At 63.9% G+C, this 20,239-nt stretch carries 4 protein-coding genes; all 4 read left to right on the plus strand.

What is annotated here, in order from left to right; genetic code table 11:
• Positions 1-105 precede the first annotated feature (105 nt).
• The gene (locus tag M2447_RS03105) at positions 106-16,593 is read left to right on the plus strand and encodes a filamentous hemagglutinin N-terminal domain-containing protein (RefSeq protein WP_277557357.1); all 16,488 of its coding nucleotides are present in this window, start codon (positions 106-108) and stop codon (positions 16,591-16,593) included.
• 238 nt (positions 16,594-16,831) lie between these two features.
• Positions 16,832-17,875: a type VI secretion system protein TssA gene (gene tssA / locus M2447_RS03110; RefSeq protein WP_277557358.1), complete on the plus strand. Its 1,044-nt coding sequence runs from the start codon at positions 16,832-16,834 to the stop codon at positions 17,873-17,875.
• 107 nt (positions 17,876-17,982) lie between these two features.
• Complete coding sequence (tssB, locus tag M2447_RS03115) at positions 17,983-18,492, plus strand: type VI secretion system contractile sheath small subunit (RefSeq protein WP_277557359.1); 510 nt, start codon at positions 17,983-17,985, stop codon at positions 18,490-18,492.
• A gap of 40 nt (positions 18,493-18,532) precedes the next feature.
• On the plus strand, positions 18,533-20,020 hold the full coding sequence (gene tssC / locus M2447_RS03120) for a type VI secretion system contractile sheath large subunit (RefSeq protein WP_277509065.1): 1,488 nt from the start codon (positions 18,533-18,535) through the stop codon (positions 20,018-20,020).
• Positions 20,021-20,239: the final 219 nt, after the last annotated feature.

Raw genomic sequence — 20,239 nt, forward strand, 5'->3', positions numbered from 1 at the left:
CCTTGGCATTTTGAAATTTTGCCCTTTGAAATCTGAAAATTTGGGATTTTCCCCTCGCTCGGTTTGCCCACCCCAATTCATTTAACCGAAAACTTCGCCCCGCCCATGAACACGCGCAACACAACCGCCGCCCGCATCTTCCGCCGCCTGAAACGCGAAGCGGATTTCACCCTGCGCGCCATCCTCTCCGCCGCCATCCTCACCCTCCCCGCGACCGGCCTCCGCGCCGACACGCCCGTGGGCACGGTGGTCTCCGGCGAGGCCTCCTTTGATTACAACGGCAACAAAACCACGATCACCGCGGGCAACAACGCCATCATCGAGTATCCCAAGTTTAACATCGACCGAAACGAAACCGTGCAGTTCGTGCAGCCCACGGACACCTCGCGCGTATTGAACCGCATTACCGGCGGCGATCCCTCCTCGATCCTCGGCAGCCTCCAGGCCAACGGCATCGTTTATTTTGTGAACCCCGCCGGCATCTATTTCGGACAGCACGCCACCATCGACGTCGGCCAGTTCTACGCCGCCGCGGGCAACCTCTCCAACGCCAACTTCCTCGCCGGCCGCGACAACTTCGAGCGGCTCTCCGGCCAGGTGCACAACGAAGGCACGATCAACGCAAGCGCCATCCACCTCATCGGCCAGAACGTGCGCAACACCGGCAACCTCAACGCCCCCGCCGGCCTCGTCATGCTCGCCGCCGGCGACGACGTGCTGATCGGACGCCGTGGCGAGCACGTTTTTGTCAACGCCACCAAAACCACGCCCGACGCCGCTTCCGCCACCGCCGGCGTTGAAAACGCCGGCAACATCAACGCGGAGGGCGGACGCGCCCTGCTCGCCGCCGGCGACCTCTACGCGTTGGCCGTGCAAAACTCCGGAGTCATCAAGGCGCGCAACGTCGAACTCGCCGGCCAGGGCTCCGGCGAAGTCTGGAACCGCGGCGCCATCGACGCCGCCAGCGCCGACACCGAAGGCGGTCGCGTCGAAATCACCGGCCAATACATCGGCATCGATGAAAACGCCATCATCGACGCGAGCGGCGCGCACGGCGGCGGCGAAGTCCTCATCGGCGGCGACTACCAAGGCGCGAACGCCGGCATCCGCAACGCCACCGCCACCTACGTCGCCGAGGGCGCGGCCATCCGCGCCGACGCCACGACCAGCGGCTCCGGCGGCAAGGTGATAGTCTGGGCCGACGAAACCACCCGCTTCCACGGCAGCATCTCCGCGACCGGATTCACGAGCGGCGGTTTCGCCGAGGTTTCCGGCAAGCAAAACCTCCTCTACACCGGCCTCGCCGACCTGCGCTCCGCCGATGGCTCCGCCGGCACCCTCCTCCTCGACCCTGACAACCTCACCATCTCCACTGCTGCCTCCACCCCCGGTGTCATCCCCGGCAGTGTGTTCACCGCCCCCGTCAGCGATACCGACTGGAATCTCAACACCAGCGACCTCGTCACCCAACTCGAACTCGCCAACGTCACCGTCCAAACCCTTACCGGTAACATCACCGTCGCTGATGCCATCGCATGGACCAATCCCTACTCCCTCACTCTCAACTCCGGCAGCGACATCCTCATCAACTCCCCGATTACCGCCGATGCCGGCGACCTCATTCTGCTTGCCGCGCGCGACACGATTCTCTCCGGGGCGGGCGCGGTCAATGTTGGCGGCATCTTCTCCGCCACCTCGAGATTCTTCGAATCCGCCTCCCTTGAAAACACCATCACTGCGGGCGGTGACATAAGCATCGCCACTCCGCAAGCCACTGGAAACGTCAGCATTGGCGGCACCATGATATCGAATGCCGGCGACATCAACATCAGCACCATCGGCCTTTCCATTTGTGCGCCCCTCATCACAAACTCAGGTGACGGCGACATCACCCTTGGATCAGGTGCCCACGGCGGCACCACGATTTCCGAAGCCGGCCTCATCAACTCCGGCGGCAAATTCACCGCAAACGGCTCCACCTTCACGACAAGCAGTGCCACCAATACCATAACCGCCGGCGGCGACATTTACATTAGGGCATTCTACGTCTTGACCGGATATATCCACATCGGCGGCACCGTAACATCGACAGGCGGAGGCATCACGACCGAATCCTATAGCGAAACTGTCATCAGCGCCCCCCTCATCGCGGACATTGGCGGCACAAACGGTGTCTCGGTCGCCGTTGCGTGTGGCAGCCTGACAGTCGGCGACGTCACCAGCGGCGGCGCGCAAACCTACACCATCTCCGGCGATCAGGGCCGTTATATCGCCGCTGCCACAATCACCGGCACCGGACTCCTCAAGACCACCAGTGCCGCCGCGGGCAACATCACGATATCCTCGGGCTCCGGCAGTTCGTTCCTAACCGACGGTGGACGCATCGAGTCAGCCCGCAACTTCACGGTCACCGTCGACACGGCGGATTTCTCCACCGCCGCCGCCAACACCATCACCGCCGGCGGCGACATCTCCATCACCGCCACCGCCGGTAACATCACCCTTGCCGGCAACCTCACCGCCGGAACTGCGGGCTCCGGTGCCATCACTCTCACCTCCACCAACGGCAACCTCTCCCTCGCCGGCATCACCGCCACCTCCAACGGCGACCAAACCTACTCCGCCGGAGGCTCCCTCATCCTCCCTTCCGTGATCAACACCGGCACCGGCGGCATCCTCGCAAACACCTCTGGCGACCTCACCCTCGAATCCATCATCTCCGGCAAATCCTTCTCATTCACCGGTTCCAATATCTACGTCACCAACACCCTCGCCACCACCAACGCCGCCGATGGCGACATCACCCTCAAAGCCACCGGCACCATCACGCTCGTTGACGGATCGACAACCGATGGCCTCATAAACGCCGCCGGGGCCTTCTCCGCCACCTCCGCGTCCTTCCTCTCCGAAAACGCCGCCAACACCATCACCACCGGCGGGGCCATCAGCATCACCTCCCCTAATGTTTCTCTCAAAGGCAACGTCTCCTCCACCACGGGAGGCATTACAGTAAAAGCAGGAGCTTTCTTTCGCAGCACTGGAACGATATTCTCCGATATTAGCGGCACGCATGGTGTCAGCATCAACGAGGATCTCGTCGGCGGGGGGCGGATATCAGAACTGGGCGATGTCATCTCGGGCGGTTCGCAAACCTATTATGCCGCCGACACGATTGACATTAAAGGTTTGCTCAAAACATATGACGCCGAGACCGGCGACATTATGATCGAAAGCGATTCCAGAATTTCCCTCAATAATTCCGGCGAGATCGACTCCGCGGGCAAAATTACAGTCAGCTCAAACGATGTGTTTGTCACGCAAACCGCCGCGAACACCATCTCTGCAATGGGTGATATTGACATTTCAGGCGCCAGCATTGCCCTCGGCGGCGGACTCACCGCTGATACCGGTAATATCACCCTGAGCGCCATACATTCCCCCCTTTCCTCTGACTCCGACATCACAGCCGGCGGCAACATCACCATTGACGGCAGGAGCGGCATCACGCTCAACGGTGCTCTCACCTCCTCCACCGGAGCCATCGCCATCAACAACATCGAAGGCGCCATCACACTTGGCAACGCTATCACCGCCGCCACCGACATCTCCATCGCCACCACATATAACGGCAGCATCACACTTGGCAACGCTATCACCGCAGGCAACGACATCTCCATCGCCACCACATATGACATCACCGTCAACGGCAACCTCACCTCCGGAACCGCGGGCTCCGGAGCCATCACCCTAACCTCCACCAACGGCGACCTCTCCCTCTCCGGCATCACCGCCACCTCCAACGGCGACCAATCCTACTCCGCCGGCGGCTCCCTCATCCTGCCCTCCGTCATTAACACCGGCACCGGCGGCGTTTCCGCCGCCACAACGGGCGACCTCACCCTCGAATCCATCATCTCCGGCAAATCCTTCTCCTTCTCCGGCTCCAACATCTACGTCACCAACACCCTCGCCACCACCAACGCCGCCGACGGCGACATCACCCTCAAAGCCACCGGCACCATCACGCTCGTTGACGGACCGACAACCGACGGCCTCATAAACGCCGCCGGGGCGTTCTCCGCCACCTCCGGCGTCTTCATTTCCGAGAATACCGCCAACACCATCACCACCGGCGGGGCCATCAGCATCACCTCCCCTAATGTTTCTCTCAAAGGCAACGTCTCCTCCGCCACGGGAGGCATTACAGTAAAAGCAGGATCTTCATTTCGCAGCACTGGAACGATATTCTCCGATATTAGCGGCACGCATGGTGTCAGCATCGACGGGGGATTCGGCGGCTGGGGGTATTTGGAACTGGGCGATGTCATCTCGGGCGGTTCGCAAACCTATAATGCCGGCGGCACGATTGACATTAAAGGTTTGCTCAAAACATATAACGCCGGGACCGGCGACATTACGATCGAAAACAATTCCGAAATTCTCCTCAATAATCTCGGCTCGATCGCCTCTGCGGGCAAAATTACAGTCCGCGCAGACGGTGAGTTTGTCACGCAAACCGCCGCGAACACCATCTCTGCAATGGGTGATATTGCCATTTCAGGCGCCAGCATTGCCCTCGGCGGCGGACTCACCGCTGTTACCGGCAGTATCACCCTGCTCTCCATACATTCCTCCCTTTCCTTTGACTCCGACATCACAGCCGGCGGCAACATCACCATTGACGGCAGGAGCGGCATCACGCTCAACGGTGCTCTCACCTCCTCCACCGGAGCCATCGCCATCAACAACCTCGAAGGCGCCATCACACTTGGCAACGCTATCACCGCCGCCACCGATATCTCCATCTCCACCACATATAACGGCAGCATCACACTTGGCAACGCTATCACCGCAGGCAACGACATCTCCATCACCATCTACAACGGCAGCATTGGGATCGCCGGCGACATCACGTCCACCGCCGGTGACATCACCCTCAACGCAAAATACGGCGATATCCTCGTCACTGCCGACGGCCGCATCGACGCCGCCGCCCAATTCACCGCCACCGCCGCCACCTTCACCGCCACCGCCGCCGCCAACACCATCACCTCCGGCGGCGACATCGACATCACCACAGCGGGAGTGGTCGGCAACATCATTCTCAATGGCGATCTCACCTCCACCGCCGGGGCCATTTCCCTCAACGCAGTGAGCGGCGACATCACATCCAACGCCCTGATCTCCGCGACTAACTCCACCGTCACAACCAATGCCGGCGCAATAGGCTCGATCACTCTTGGCGACGTGTTGAGCGGTGGCGCGCAATCGCACTCTACCGCTAACTATTTTACCGGCACAGGACACCTCAAAGCCGGAGGCGACATCACCATCGCCGCCAACCACAACATCACCCTCGACGGCGACATCACCGCCGCCGCCGGAGGCGGCTCCGGCGGCATCACCCTCACCTCCACCATTGGCGACATCGCCCTCTCCGGAATCACCGCCACCTCCAATGGCGACCAGGCCTACTCCGCCGGCGGCTCCCTCATCCTGCCCTCCGTCATCAACACCGGCACCGGCGGCGTTTCCGCCGCCACAACGGGCGACCTCACCCTCGAATCCATCACCTCCGGCAAATCCTTCTCCTTCTCCGGCTCCAACATCTACGTCACCAACACCCTCGCCACCACCAACGCCGACGACGGCGACATCACACTCCTCGCCACCGGCACCATCACCCTCGTCCACAACGTCACAACCGACGGCCTCATCAACGCCGCCGCCAAATTCACCTCCACCTCCGCCTCCTTCGTCTCCCAAGACGCCGCCAACACCATCACCGCCGCCAAAGGCATCGCCATCACCTCCACGGCATCGACCGGCGGCATCATGTTCGCCGGAGACCTCCTTTCCAACGCCGGCGACATCACCCTCGCCTCCAGCGGCAGCATTGTCTCCACCGCCGGCATCACCGCCGACGGATCGTTCTCCGCCACCGCCTCCAGCAACATCATCCTCGTCAACGTCACCAGCGGCGGCTCCCAAGACTACACCTCCACCGCTGGTAGCATCACCCACACCGGCACCATAAGCACCGTCGGAGCCACCTTCCGCGCCCCCGGCGGCCTCACCCTCGACAGGCTCATCTCCGGCTCCAATGTTTCCCTCACCGCGGGCTTCATCACCCTCAACGACCTGCTCCAAACCACCAGCGCCTCCGCGGGCGACATCACCCTCGACGCCACAAACGGAAAAATCCTCGTCACGGGCGACGGACGCATCGACGCCGCCTCCGTTTTCTCCGCCACATCCAGGGTTGACGGCTTCACCACAGAAACCGTCGCCAACACCATCACGGCGGGCACCGGCATCAACATCACCACGGGCGGCGCCGCCGGCCTCGTTCTCAACGGCGACCTCGAATCCACCGCCGGCAACATCACGCTGGTCTCAAGCGGCAGCCTCGTTTCTACCGCCGCCATCACAGCCGCCGCGGGCGCGCTCACCGCCACCTCCGGCTCCGACATGACTCTGGGCGACGTCACCACCGACGGCGCGCAAACCTACACCTACTACAACATCTTCACTGCCACCAGCGGCACCCTCAAAACCACCGGCGCGGGCTCTGACATCGCCCTCAAGCAACTGGTTAAAATCCCCGGCACCGACGAATACTCCGGCGACATCCTCATCAAGGACGTAAGCGCCGCGGGCGCCTTCTCCGCCACCTCCGGACGCTTCACCCTGCTCGGAGGCGGCACCATCGCCGCGATCGGCGACATCTCCATCTCCAATCCGGTGCCCTCGGGCTACACCTACGTCACCGCATGGTATACCAATGTGCACGGCACGATCGACTCGTCCGCCGGCTCGGTCAGCATTATAAGCGGACGCGGCGGCCTCAACATCAGCGGCACCATCGCCTCCTTCGGCGCACAGTATTACGAATCGTGGAGAACCGTCGCCCGCGGCACATTCATCACATCCGACACCGACACTGGCGACATCACCTTCAATTACAACGGCAGTTGGGGAGCGCCTGCCATAAGCTTTGAAACAACCACGATTGTGGACGCCGCCCGCGACATCAAACTCCACTATCCTCCAAACGCCGGCGCGCACTCGGGGACGATCACACTCCCCGCCGGCGCCGTTTTCAACGCAAACAACGCAATCATCATCGACACCGCCGCGGTCTCATTTGTGTCACTCCTTGCCGACCTTAATTCCGGCGCGGGCGGCATAAACGTCAATGCCAGCGGCACCCTCATCCTGGGCAACGCCACCACCACCGGCACCCAGTCCTTTGCCGCTGGCAACATCACGCTCACCGGCACGCTCGGCGGCTCCGGCGACCTCGTCCTCGCCAGCACCACCGGCTCCATCGCCCTCACGGGTGAGGACGCCCTCATCGACATGGGGGGCGACATCACCGTCACCGCCGCCACCACCTTCACCACCGCCGCCGCCGTCAACACCATCACCGCGGGCACTAACATCGCCATCACCGCCAACGACGACATCACCATCAACGGCAACCTCACCGCCGCCTCCGCCGGCGACGCCGGCGCGATTACCCTCACCTCCAACGCGGGCGACATCTCCCTCCTCAAAGTCACCGCCACCTCCAACGGCGACCAAACCTACACCGCCGCCGGCAGCATTCTCCTCACCGACATCCTCGACGCCGGAGCCGGCTCCATCACCGCCAACGCCGGCGGCGACCTCACCCTCCCCACCATCACCGCCGACAACGCCCTCAGCTTCACCGGCTCCAACATCTACATCACCGGCACCCTCGAAACCACCAACGCCGCCGACGGCGGCATCACCCTCGTCGGCACCGGCAGCACCATCATGGTGCACACCGCCACCACCAACGGCCTCATCGACGCCGCCGGCGCGTTCACCTCCACCTCCGCCGCCTTTGTTTCCAACTCCGCCGCCAACACCATCAACGCCGGCGGCTCCGTGAAAATCGAGGCAACCACCGACGACGTCGTCCTCAACGGCGCGCTTACCTCGGGCAACACGATCATGATCGTCTCGCAAACCGGCATCACCAGCGGCTCCCTCGCCACCATCACCGCCGACGGCTCCATCACCATGCGCAACGCCAACGCGCACATCATCCTCTATGGCGACATGGAATCCGCGTCCGGCGGCATCAACCTGCAAAGCCGCGCTCAAGTCTTCCTGCGCGGCGATGTCAAATCCGGGGTCACAGGCACCGACGGCATCCGCGTCGAATCCTCCATCGCCTCCATCGAAACCAAAAACGTCCTCACCGGCGGCGCGCAAACCTACGTCATTAAAGGCAGCGACAGATGGTATTTCAAGGCCAACGGCGCGCTCACCTCGCTCGACGCCGCCACCGGCGACATCACCATCATCGCCCGCCCCTCCGAAGGCGTCACCTTCTCCGGATCAAGCAAAGTGAACGCCGCCGGCAAGTTCACCTCCACCATGGGCGGCGCGTTCACCACCGTCGGCGCGGCAAACACCATCACTGCGGGCGGCCTCATTACCATCAGCTCCACAAGCATCGCCCTCAATGGCGCCGTCTTCAACGACGCGGGCATCCTCCTCACGGCGAACAACGGCTCCATCACGACAACTGCGCAAATCACCGCCACGACGGGCAACGTCATCATGAACGCCGGCGCCGGCTCCATCACCGCCAACGCCGGCATCCTCAGCGGCGGCACCCAATCCTACACCGCCGGCAGCCTCACCGCCAGCGGACAGCTTCGCACCACCAGCGCCGCCACCGGTGACATCGTCATCAGCACCACCGGCGCGACACTGCTCACCGGCGACAACCAAATCGACGCCGCGCGCTCATTCACCGCCAACGCCCGCGAACTCACCACCGCCTCCGCCGCCAACACCATCGCCGCCGCCGCCGACATCACCATCACCACCACCGACGACATCACCATCAACGGCAACCTCACCGCCGCCTCCACGGGCGACGCCGGCGCGATCACGCTCACCTCCAGCGCGGGCGACATCTCGCTCATCAAAGTCACCGCCACCTCCAACGGCGACCAAACCTACACCGCCGCCGGCTCCATCCTCCTCACCGACATCCTCGACGCCGGCGCCGGCTCCATCACCGCCACCGCCGGCGGCGACCTCACCCTCCCCACCATCACCGCCGGCAACGACCTGCGCTTCACCGCCGGCAACAACATCCACGTTGTCGGCACGCTCGCCACCACCAACGCCGCCGCCGGCATCACCCTCGCCGCCGCCGGCACCACCACCCTCGTCCACACCGCCACCACCAACGGCCTCGTCGACGCCGCCGGCAAGTTCACCTCCACCTCCGCCGCCTTCCTCTCCGAAACCGCCGCCAACACCATCACGACCGTCGGCGACATCACCATCACAGCCACAAGCAACGCCGGCATCGCCATCTACGGCGACATCCTCTCCACCGCCGGCTCCCTCCTCACCGACTCCTACGGCAACACCACCGTCAACGCCAGCGTCACCACCTCCGGCAGCCAGATTTACGAAACCATGCACGGCACGGGCGGCATCACTATCACCGGCACCCTCGCGACCACCAACGCCTCCGACGGCGACATCCGCCTCCTCTCCCACAACACCGCGACGCTCTCCGGCGACGCCCTCATCAACGCCGACGGCGCCGTTTACGTTGACGCGCTGACCCTCGTCACGGCGGGCTCCGCCAACACCATCACCGCAGGCAAATGGATATCCGTCCACGCCACCACCGCCACCGGCGACGCCGTCACCCTCAACGGCGCGCTCACCGCCATCAACGACAACATCCAAATCGTCACCGCGGGCGGCAACATCACCGCCAACGCCACGCTCACCGCCGACACCTCCGCCGTCGAACTCGACGCCGGCTCGAATGGTAACATCACCGTCGGCAATGTCCTGACCGGTGGCACGCAAGCCTACGCCGGCGGCAGCTTCACCGGCACCGGCCTGCTTAAAACCACCTACGCCAACGACGGCGACATCGTCATCAACACCACCGGCGCGACATTGCTCACCGGCGATTACGGCCTCATCAACGCCGCCGGCGCGTTCACCTCCACCTCCGCCTCCTTCCGCTCCGAAACCGCAGCCAACACCATCACGACCGTCGGCGACATCGCCATCACAGCCACAAGCAACGCCGGCATCGCCATCAACGGCGACATCCTCTCCACCGCCGGCTCCCTCCTCACCGACTCCTACGGCAACACCACCGTCAACGCCGGCGTCACCACCTCCGGCAGCCAGGTTTACGAAACCATGCACGGCACGGGCGGCATCACAATCACCGGCACCCTCGAAACCACCAACGCCTCCGACGGCGACATCCGCCTCCTCTCCCACAACACCGCGACGCTCTCCGGCGACGCCCTCATCAACGCCGACGGCGCCGTCTACGTTGACGCGCTGACCCTCGTCACGGCGGGCTCCGCCAACACCATCACCGCCGGCAAATGGATATCCGTCCACGCCACCGCCGCCACCGGCGACGCCGTCACCCTCAACGGCGCGCTCACCGCCATCAACGACAACATCCAAATCGTCACCGCGGGCGGCAACATCACCGCCAACGCCACGCTCACCGCCGACACCTCCGCCGTCGAACTCGACGCCGGCTCGAATGGCAACATCACCGTCGGCAATGTCCTCACCGGCGGCACCCAAGCCTACGCCGGCGGCTCCTTCACCGGCACCGGCCTGCTTAAAACCACCTACGCCAACGACGGCGACATCGTCATCAACACCACCGGCGCCACCCTCATCACCGGTGACGACGGTCGCATCGACTCCGCCGCGCAACTTACCGCCGCCGCCGACTCATTCACAACCTCGTCAACAACCAACACCATCACCACCGTCGGCGACATCACCATCGCCACCCTCACCGACATCGCGCTCAACGGCAACCTCGACACCTCCGCCGCGCTCACCCTCACCTCCACCGCCGGCAACATCGCCCTCACCGACATCAACGCACTCTCCAACGGCGACCAAACCCACACCGCCGCCGGCTCCATCCTTCTCTCGAACACCCTCAACGCCGGCTCCGGAGGCATCACCGCCACCGCGGGCGGCGCGCTCACCGTCGTCAACGCCACAGGCAGCTCCGCCATCGCCCTCACCGGCTCGCAAATCACCCTCACCGGACTGCTCGCCACCGCCAACGCCTCCGACGGAGCCATCACCCTCAACGCCACCGACGCGGGCATCACCCTCGCCGACTCCGGCGCGATCAACTCCGCCGACACCCTCTCGGCCACCGCCAACGGCACCTTCCTCTCCACCGCCGCCGCCAACACCATCACCGCCGCCGGCAACATCGGCATCACCATTGCGCAAGACGGACTAGGCGCCAAGGGCGACATCCTGCTCAACGGCGCGCTCACATCCACCGCCGGCGGCATCACACTCAACGCCCACGAACGCAACATCACCGCCACCGCGCAAATCACCGCCGACACCACCGGCGCCGGCGGCATCACCGCCTACGCGGGATGGGGCGACATCACCCTCGCCGGCGTCCTCACTGGCGGCGCGCAAAACTATTTCTCCGCCGGCTTCACCGGCACCGGCCACCTCCAGACCACCAACGCCACCCACGGCAACATCAACATAGACGCCCGCGGCATCCTCATCACGGAAGCCGGCGGCCAAATCACCGCCGCCAATTCGCTCAACGCCACCGCATCCCTCGGCGGCTTCACCACATCCTCCACTGCCAACACCATCACCGCCGGCAACGCCATCACCATCGCCACCGCCAACGACATCCAACTCCACGGCGCCGCGACCGCCGTCAACGACATCAAGCTCACCAGCACAACCGGCGACATTCTCTCCACCGCGCGGCTCACCTCGTCCGCCGCCGGCCTCGCCGCTACCGCCAACAACGGCGACATCACCCTCGGCAACGCGCAAACCTCCGGCACCCAAATCTACGCCGCCACCACCCTCACCGGCACCGGCCTCCTCAAAACCACCGACGCCGCCACCGGCGACATCGTCATCAACACCACCGGCGCCACCCTCATCACCGGTGACGACGGAGCCGTGGACTCCGCCCGCGACATCAACATTACCGCCGACACCCTCACCACCGCCGCCGTCGCCAACACCCTCGACGCCGCCCGCGACATCGCCATCACCACCACCGACGACATCACAATCAACGGCAACCTCACCGCCGCCTCCACGGGCGGCCCCGGCGCGATTACGCTCACCTCCGCCGCGGGTGACATCTCGCTCATCAAAGTCACCGCCACCTCCAACGGCGACCAAACCTACACCGCCGCCGGCAGCATCCTCCTCACCGACATCCTCGACGCCGGCGCCGGCTCCATCACCGCCAACGCCGGCGGCGACCTCACCCTCGCCACTATCATCGCCGACAACGCCCTCAGCTTCACCGGCTCCAACATCACCATCACCGGCACCCTCGAAACCACCAACGCCATCGGCGGCGACATCACCCTCGTCGGCACCGGCAGCACCATCATGGTGCACACCGACACCACCAACGGCCTCATCAACGCCGCCGCCGCCTTCACCTCCACCTCCGCCGTCTTCGTTTCCAACTCCGCCGCCAACACCATCAACGCCGGCGGCCCCGTGAAAATCGAGGCAACCTCCGACGACGTCGTCCTCAACGGCGCGCTTACCTCGGGCAGCACGATCATGATCGTCTCGCAAACCGGCATCACCAGCGGCTCCCTCGCCACAATCATCGCCGCCGGCTCCATCGTCATGAGCAACCCCCTCGGGCATATCATCCTCAATGGCGACATGGAATCCGCTTCCGGCGGCATCAACCTCTGGAGCAATAATGACGTCCTCCTGCGCGGCGATGTCAAATCCGGCGTCACAGGCACCGACGGCATCCGCGTCGAATCCTCCGTCGCCTCCATCGAAACCAAAAACGTTCTCACCGGCGGCGCGCAAACCTACGTCATTAACGGCAGCGAGAGCCGGCATTTCAACGCCACCGGCACGCTCACCTCGCTCGACGCCGCCACCGGCGACATCACCATCATCACCCCCCCCTCCGAAAACACCACCTTCACCGAGTCGGGAAATGTGAACGCCGCGGGCAAGTTCACCCACACGGGCGGGATGTTTCTCACCGAAGGCGCCGCCAACACCATCAACGCCGGCGGCCTCATCTCCATCAGCGCCACAAGCATCGCCCTCAACGGCGCGGTCTTCAACGACACGGACATCCACCTCACTGCGGACGGCGGAGCCATCGCGACAACCGCGCAAATCACCGCCACGACGGGCAACGTCATCATGAACGCCGGCGCGGGCGACATCACCACCGCCGGCGTCCTCAGCGGCGGCACCCAATCCTACGCCGGCGGCTCCTTCACCGGCACCGGCCTCCTCAAGACAACCAACACCGCCACCGGCGACATCGTCATCGCCACCACCGGCGCCACCCTCATCACCGGCGACGACGGAGCCGTGGACTCCGCCCGCGACATCAACATGGCCGCCGACACCCTCACCACCGCCGCCGCCGCCAACACCCTCGCCGCCGGGCGCAACATCACCCTCGCCGCCAACAACGACATCACCATCCAAGGCGACATCACCGCCGCCGCCAACGCCGGCCACGGCGCGATTACGATGACCTCCACCGCCGGCAACATCGCCCTCCTCCACATCACCGCCACCTCCAACGGCGACCAAGCCTACACCGCCGCCCTCGACATCACCCTCACCGACCTCATCAACACCGGCTCCGGCTCCCTCCTTGCCGACGCCGGCGGCCTCCTCACCCTCCACTCCGTCATCACCGGCGGCACCCTCGCCCTCACCGGCTCCAGCCTCCTGGTCACCGGCACCCTCCGCACCACCAATCCCGCCAGGGGCTCCATCGCCCTCACCGCCACCGGCGCGGACATCACCTTCACCGACGCCGGCTCGATCATCTCCGCCGACACGTTCACCGGAACCGCGAAAGGCAATTTTCTAGCCACCACCGTCAGCAACACCCTCGCCGTCGCCAGCACGCTCTCCATCGCCGCCGAAGCCGGAATGGAACTGCACGGCGCGCTCAACGCCGGCAACGCCATCACCCTCGCCAGCGACGGGGGCGACATCCTCTCCACCGCGCAAATCACCTCCGCCAACGCCGGCCTCGCCGCCACCGCCAACAACGGCGCCATCACCATCGGCAACGTCACCACCTCCTCCGCCCAAACCTACACCTCGCTCACCCTCACCGGCACCGGCCTCCTCAAAACCACCAACGCCTCCACCGGCGACATCCTCATCAACGTCACCGACACCGTGCTCCTCACGGGCCAGGGCGCGATCAATTCCGCCGGCGTCATCACCGGCACCGTCGGCGCCATCACAGCGGACGGCGCGGCCAACACCCTCACCGCCGCGAAAAACATCAACCTCACCGCCGCAAACGACATCTCCCTCGCGGGCGACCTCGCCTCCGCCACCGGCAACATCCTCGTCAACACCACCGACGGCGGCAGCGTCACCCTCACCAACCACCTCTCCACACCCTCGGGCGAAATCAAACTCACCACCACCGGCACGGGCGCGATCACACTCCACAACGCCACCAGCAGCGGCGACCAAACCCACGCCACCGAGGGCGGCAACATCAACGTTACCGGCACCCTCGCCATCGGCTCCGGGGCCACGATGCGCTTCTCCACCACCTCCGCCACGGACACCGGCACCACCGTCATCGATGCGGGCGCGGCCCTAGTCGTTCCCAACACCACGCTCCTTGTCCAAGGCGGCATGTTCCTCGACGAAAACGGACGCATCTCCGCCCCCGTCGGAATCGACATCCAGGGCGCGGGCGCGGGCGTCACCTTCAACGCGGCCCTTGGCGGCGCGGGCAATCCCCTCGCCACAATCAACATCGCCGGAGCCGGAGCCATCGACATCAACGGCGGCATCGAAACCACCGGCGCGCAAACCTACAACACCGACGGCGGCGACATCAACATCACCTCCCTCCTCCGCGCCACCGACAACGGAGCCGCGATCACCTTCGACACCCACAACCCCAGCGGCACCACCGGCATGACCACCGTCCACACCGGCGGCATCCAAACCAACAACACCACCGTCACCTCCACCGGCGGACTCACCCTCGCAGCCGACACCACCTTCGACGCCGGCGGCGGCAGCCTCTACATCGACGGACAGGGACGCGCCGCCTCCCTCGGCATCGACCTCGAACTCCCGCAAATCAACATCCTCAACGCAGGCGACATCCACCTCTCCGGAGTCACCACCACCGGCGACCAGTATTACCACTTCGACGACGGCGCCGCCATGCGCCTCACCGGCACGCTCCTCGCCACCGGCAACGGCAGCTCCATCACCATCGAAAACACCCGCACCGACCACGCCGAATGGGCCACCATCTTCGCCGTCGGCGGCAACGGCATCCACATCGAGACCCTCAACGGCGACATCACCATCTCCAAATACAACACCCTCCTCTCCTACGACCCCGACAACGGCGCCGCCTCCCCCACCGCGGGCGACATCTACATCCGCGCCTGGAACGGCCTCGCCACCGTCCCCGACATCTCCGCCTCGCACCAAGTTGACCTCATCGCGCTCGCCATCACCCTCAACGGCACCCTCTACCAAAGCGGCGGCATCAACATCCTCGGCATGGACGGCGCCCCCATCAACTCCGGCCTCTTCACCATCGACGAACCCTCCGTCAACATTGTCGCCATCAAGAGCCGCTCCCTCTACCCTCCCCTGGTGGGAATCAACTCCTACGCCTACCTCCCCTCCCTTTACGACGAAGTCACCCTCCGGGTCACCACCGATTTCTTCAACACCGACACCCCGCCCCCCGCCGGCAGCATCTTCAACGAAATCTACTCAAGCGACTTCCGCAGCTGGATGTATCTCTACACCGAACTCGTCCAGGTCAACATCGCCGCCAACACCTTCGACAAATCCCTCGAACTCTCCGCCGTCGAGGAAAACATGCGCAAGGCCACCGCCGGCTATCTCGCCAGCAACGACGCCGCCAACCGCATCACCGGCGCCACCAAGGAGCACCTCTACAACGTCGGCATCTTCGCCCGCGGAGCCACCGACGCCGAGCGCCTCTCGCAACACCACCACCGCGGCCTCTTCCAGCAAATCATTCCCAGCGAAATCCCCTCGCCCGAGCACCGCAAGGTCGTTGACGGACGCATCTCCGAAACCAGCGCCCGCGAAACCGTCGCCCTCTATCAGGAAACCTTCATGACCATCGACGACGACGGACGCCCCGTTTCCCGCACATCCGAAATCCTCGCCGCGCTCACCGCCACCTACAACGCCTACCGCGCCACCACCGCCACCCCCGGCCCCGTCGGCTTCGGACTCTACATCGACGACAACGCCGCCACAAACACCGACGCCGCCGTCTCGCAAAAATTCGTCCGCAGCCTCCGCACGCTCTTCGCCGCGATCGAGCGCATCGGCCTCACACGCACCGAAGTCGCCGTCGCCAAGTCCGTCCTCCTCCGCCCCCTCCGCTCCCCCGCGATCCCCGGCGCCACCCTCCGCGGACTCATCGAACCCGACACCATCCTCGCCAGCGCGCCACCAGCCGGGGCTCCCAAAATCACCGCCAACTTCTGAATAATTTTCGATTCTCGATTCTCGATTTTCGATTGCGCGTTACCACGCGACAGCGAAATCAAAACGAAACAAAAATCCTTCAAATCAATCGCAAAAACCCGGATCCAAAATCTGAAAGTTCAACCGCATTCCGATCTCCGCATTTTTCACCACTAAAAACCTCGCAACTCTTTGCCGTCGGAGCGGAAGCTCCCAATCAATCGAAAATCGAGAATCGAAAATCCAAAATACCAACACCATGAACATCGACAAATACCTGTCCCCCATCCCCGGCGATGATCCCGCCGGCGCCGACCTCTCAGCCAGCGGCGCCATCTACGAGCTCGACCGCCTCATCGCCGGCAAACCTGAAACGCAATTCGCCCCCGCCGAGGAGGCCGACTGGCGCGCCGTCCGCGAAAAATGCGAGGAACTCCTCGCTCAGTCAAAAGACCTCCGCGTCGCCGCCGCCTACGCCAACGTCCTCCTTCGCCTCAAAGGCTGGGAAGGCTTTGCCGCCGGCCTCCTGCTCATCCGCAACTACCTCGAAACCGCATGGGAAGGCATCTACCCGCGCCTCGACCCCGACGACAACAACGACCCGCAGGAACGCGTCAACGCCCTCAACGTCCTTGGTGCCCCCGTCGGCACCGCGGGTGATCCCTACAAAACGATCGCCGTCCTCCGCACCACCCCCATCACCCAATCCGTGCAAGCCGGCAACTGGGGCCTCGACGCCATCCTCGCCGCGCGCGACAACGTCCCCATGCTCGACGGCAACCCCGCCCCCTCGACCGCCATCATCGACGGCGCGTTCAGCGAAAGCCCGCCCGACTTTGTCTCGGCGACCCTCGAAAACATCACCACCGCGCTCGATTGCGCCCAGGCGATCAACAACTACTTCACCGACACCCTCTCCGCCTCCGCCTGGCCCAACTACGAAATCCTCATCGCCGACCTCCAGCGCATCAAAAACACCATCGACGCGCACCAAAGCGGCGCCGGTGCGTCCGCCGACTCGGACGACTCCGCCGCCGCGCCGGCCTCCGCAGGAGGAGCGACCCCCGCCCGCGCCTCGGCGCCCGGCGGCATCTCCTCGCGCGAGGACGTTGTCCGCACCCTCGACCTCATCATCCGCTACTACGCGCAAAACGAACCCGCGAGCCCCATCCCCCTCATGCTCGAGCGCGTAAAACGGCTTGTCCCCATGAGCTTTATGGAAATTATCAAGGACATGACCCCCGACGCCATGGACCGCGTAACCCTCATCACAGGAGCCAAACCACCCGAGGAAGAATACTGACTCCAAATCCCTTTTATTGCGGGCACAAACACCGCCTTAAAACAACTCGTTAGGAAACCAACAAACAACTAACCAACCACAACAACAACCAACCCCCCTAAAACAACATGGCAAAAGCAAGCAGTCAGAAGTTCATCGCGCGCAATCGCGCCCCCCGAGTCCAGATCGAATACGATGTGGAACTCTACGGCTCCGAGAAAAAAGTTCAGCTCCCGTTCGTCATGGGCGTCATGGCCGACCTCTCGGGCAATCCAGCCGAGCCCCTCGACCCCGTCGCGGACCGCAAATTCCTCGAAATCGACGTCGATAATTTCGACGAGCGCATGAAATCGGCCAAACCCCGAGTCACGCTCCAGGTGCCCAACACCCTCACCGGCGAAGGCAACCTCAACGTCGAGCTCAACTTCGAGTCGATGGACGACTTCTCGCCCGCCGCCGTCGCCCGCAAAGTGGACGCCCTCAACAAGCTCCTCACCACCCGCGAGCAACTCTCGAACCTCCTCACCTACATGGACGGCAAGACCGGCGCCGAGGACCTCATCACCAAGCTCCTCAACGACCCCGCCCTCCTCCAATCCGTCTCCGCCGCCGCCAAACCCGCCGACGAAGCCAAATAACTCCAAACATTAAACCCTAAACTCTAAACTAAACAAAACCATGGCCGACGAAGCCCAACAACAAGCCGCTGGCGGCGGAGCGACCGCCGAATACAGCGAATTCCAATCACTGCTCAACAAGCAGTTCAAACCCAAGACCGACGAGGCCAAGACCGCGGTCGAGGCCGCCGTGCAAACCCTCGCGCAGCAGGCCCTCTCCGCCACCACCCTCATCTCGGACAACGCCATCAACACCATCGAGGCCATCATCGCCGAGATCGACAAAAAGCTCACCGAGCAAATCAACCTCATCCTCCACCATGAGGACTTTACCAAGCTCGAAGGCGCCTGGCGCGGCCTCTCGCACCTCGTCAACAACACCGAAACCGACGAGTCCCTGAAAATCCGCGTCCTCAACATCTCGAAAAAGGACATCGCCAAGACGCTCAAAAAGTTCAAAGGCACCGCCTGGGACCAGAGCCCCCTCTTCAAGAAAATCTACGAGGAGGAATTCGGCATGCCCGGCGGCCAGCCCTACGGCGCGCTCATCGGCGACTACTACTTCGACCACTCGCCCCCGGACATCGAAATGCTCCAGGGCATGGCGCAGATCGCCGCCGCCGCGCACGCGCCCTTCTTCGCCGCCGCCGCGCCCACGCTCCTGAACATGGAGTCCTGGCGCGAACTCAGCGACCCGCGCGACCTCACGAAGATATTCCAGACACCGGAATACGCCTCGTGGCGCTCGCTCCGCGAATCCGACGACGCCATGTATCTCGGCCTCACCCTCCCGCGCTTCCTCGCCCGCATCCCCTACGGCGCGAAGACCAACCCCGTCGAGGAGTTCGCCTTCGAGGAGGACATCACCGGCAACGACCACAACAAATACGTCTGGTCCAACGCCGCCTACGCCATGGGCACGAACATCACCCGCTCGTTCAAGACCTACGGCTGGTGCTCGCGCATCCGCGGCGCCGAGTCCGGCGGCATGGTCGAAGGCCTCCCCGTGCACAGCTTCCCGACCGATGACGGCGGCGTGGACATGAAATGTCCCACGGAAATCGCCATCACCGACCGCCGCGAAGCCGAGCTCGGCGCCAACGGCTTCCTCCCGCTCTCGCACTGGAAAAACACCGACTACGCCGTGTTCGTGGGCGCGCAATCGCTCAACAAACCGCAGCAATACGAGGACCCGGATGCCACCGCGAACGCCAACCTCGCCGCGCGCTTCCCCTACCTCTTCGCCACCTGCCGCTTCGCGCACTACCTCAAGTGCATCGTCCGCGACAAGATCGGCTCCTTCAAGGAAAGGGAGGACATGAAAAACTGGCTCTCCAAGTGGGTAAACCAATACGTCACCACCGATCCGACCGCCTCCGAGGACGCCAAGGCCCGCTTCCCCCTGGCGGCCGCCGAAGTCGTGGTGGACGACGTCGCCGGCAACCCCGGTTACTACTCGGCGAAGTTCTACCTGCGCCCGCACTATCAACTTGAAGGCCTGACGGTCTCCCTCCGCCTCGTCTCCAAGCTCCCCTCCGCCAAGAAATAACCCTCAACCGGATTCGGCGCGCGGCGGCCATACACGCCGCGCGCCAGCCCGCCTACTCTCCACCTTTTTTCGGCACGGCAGCGCCCTAACTGTAAACAGTAAACTGCAAACCCGCGCCGCGGTCATTACAAACAAACCGTCTCATTGTAATCACAAAATCATTTATTCCCCCGCACCGCCCCCCACCTTCAATTTAATATTAAAACTAAAACCACTGCT

This window comes from Ereboglobus sp. PH5-10 (assembly GCF_029504735.1).
Taxonomy (GTDB): domain Bacteria; phylum Verrucomicrobiota; class Verrucomicrobiia; order Opitutales; family Opitutaceae; genus Ereboglobus.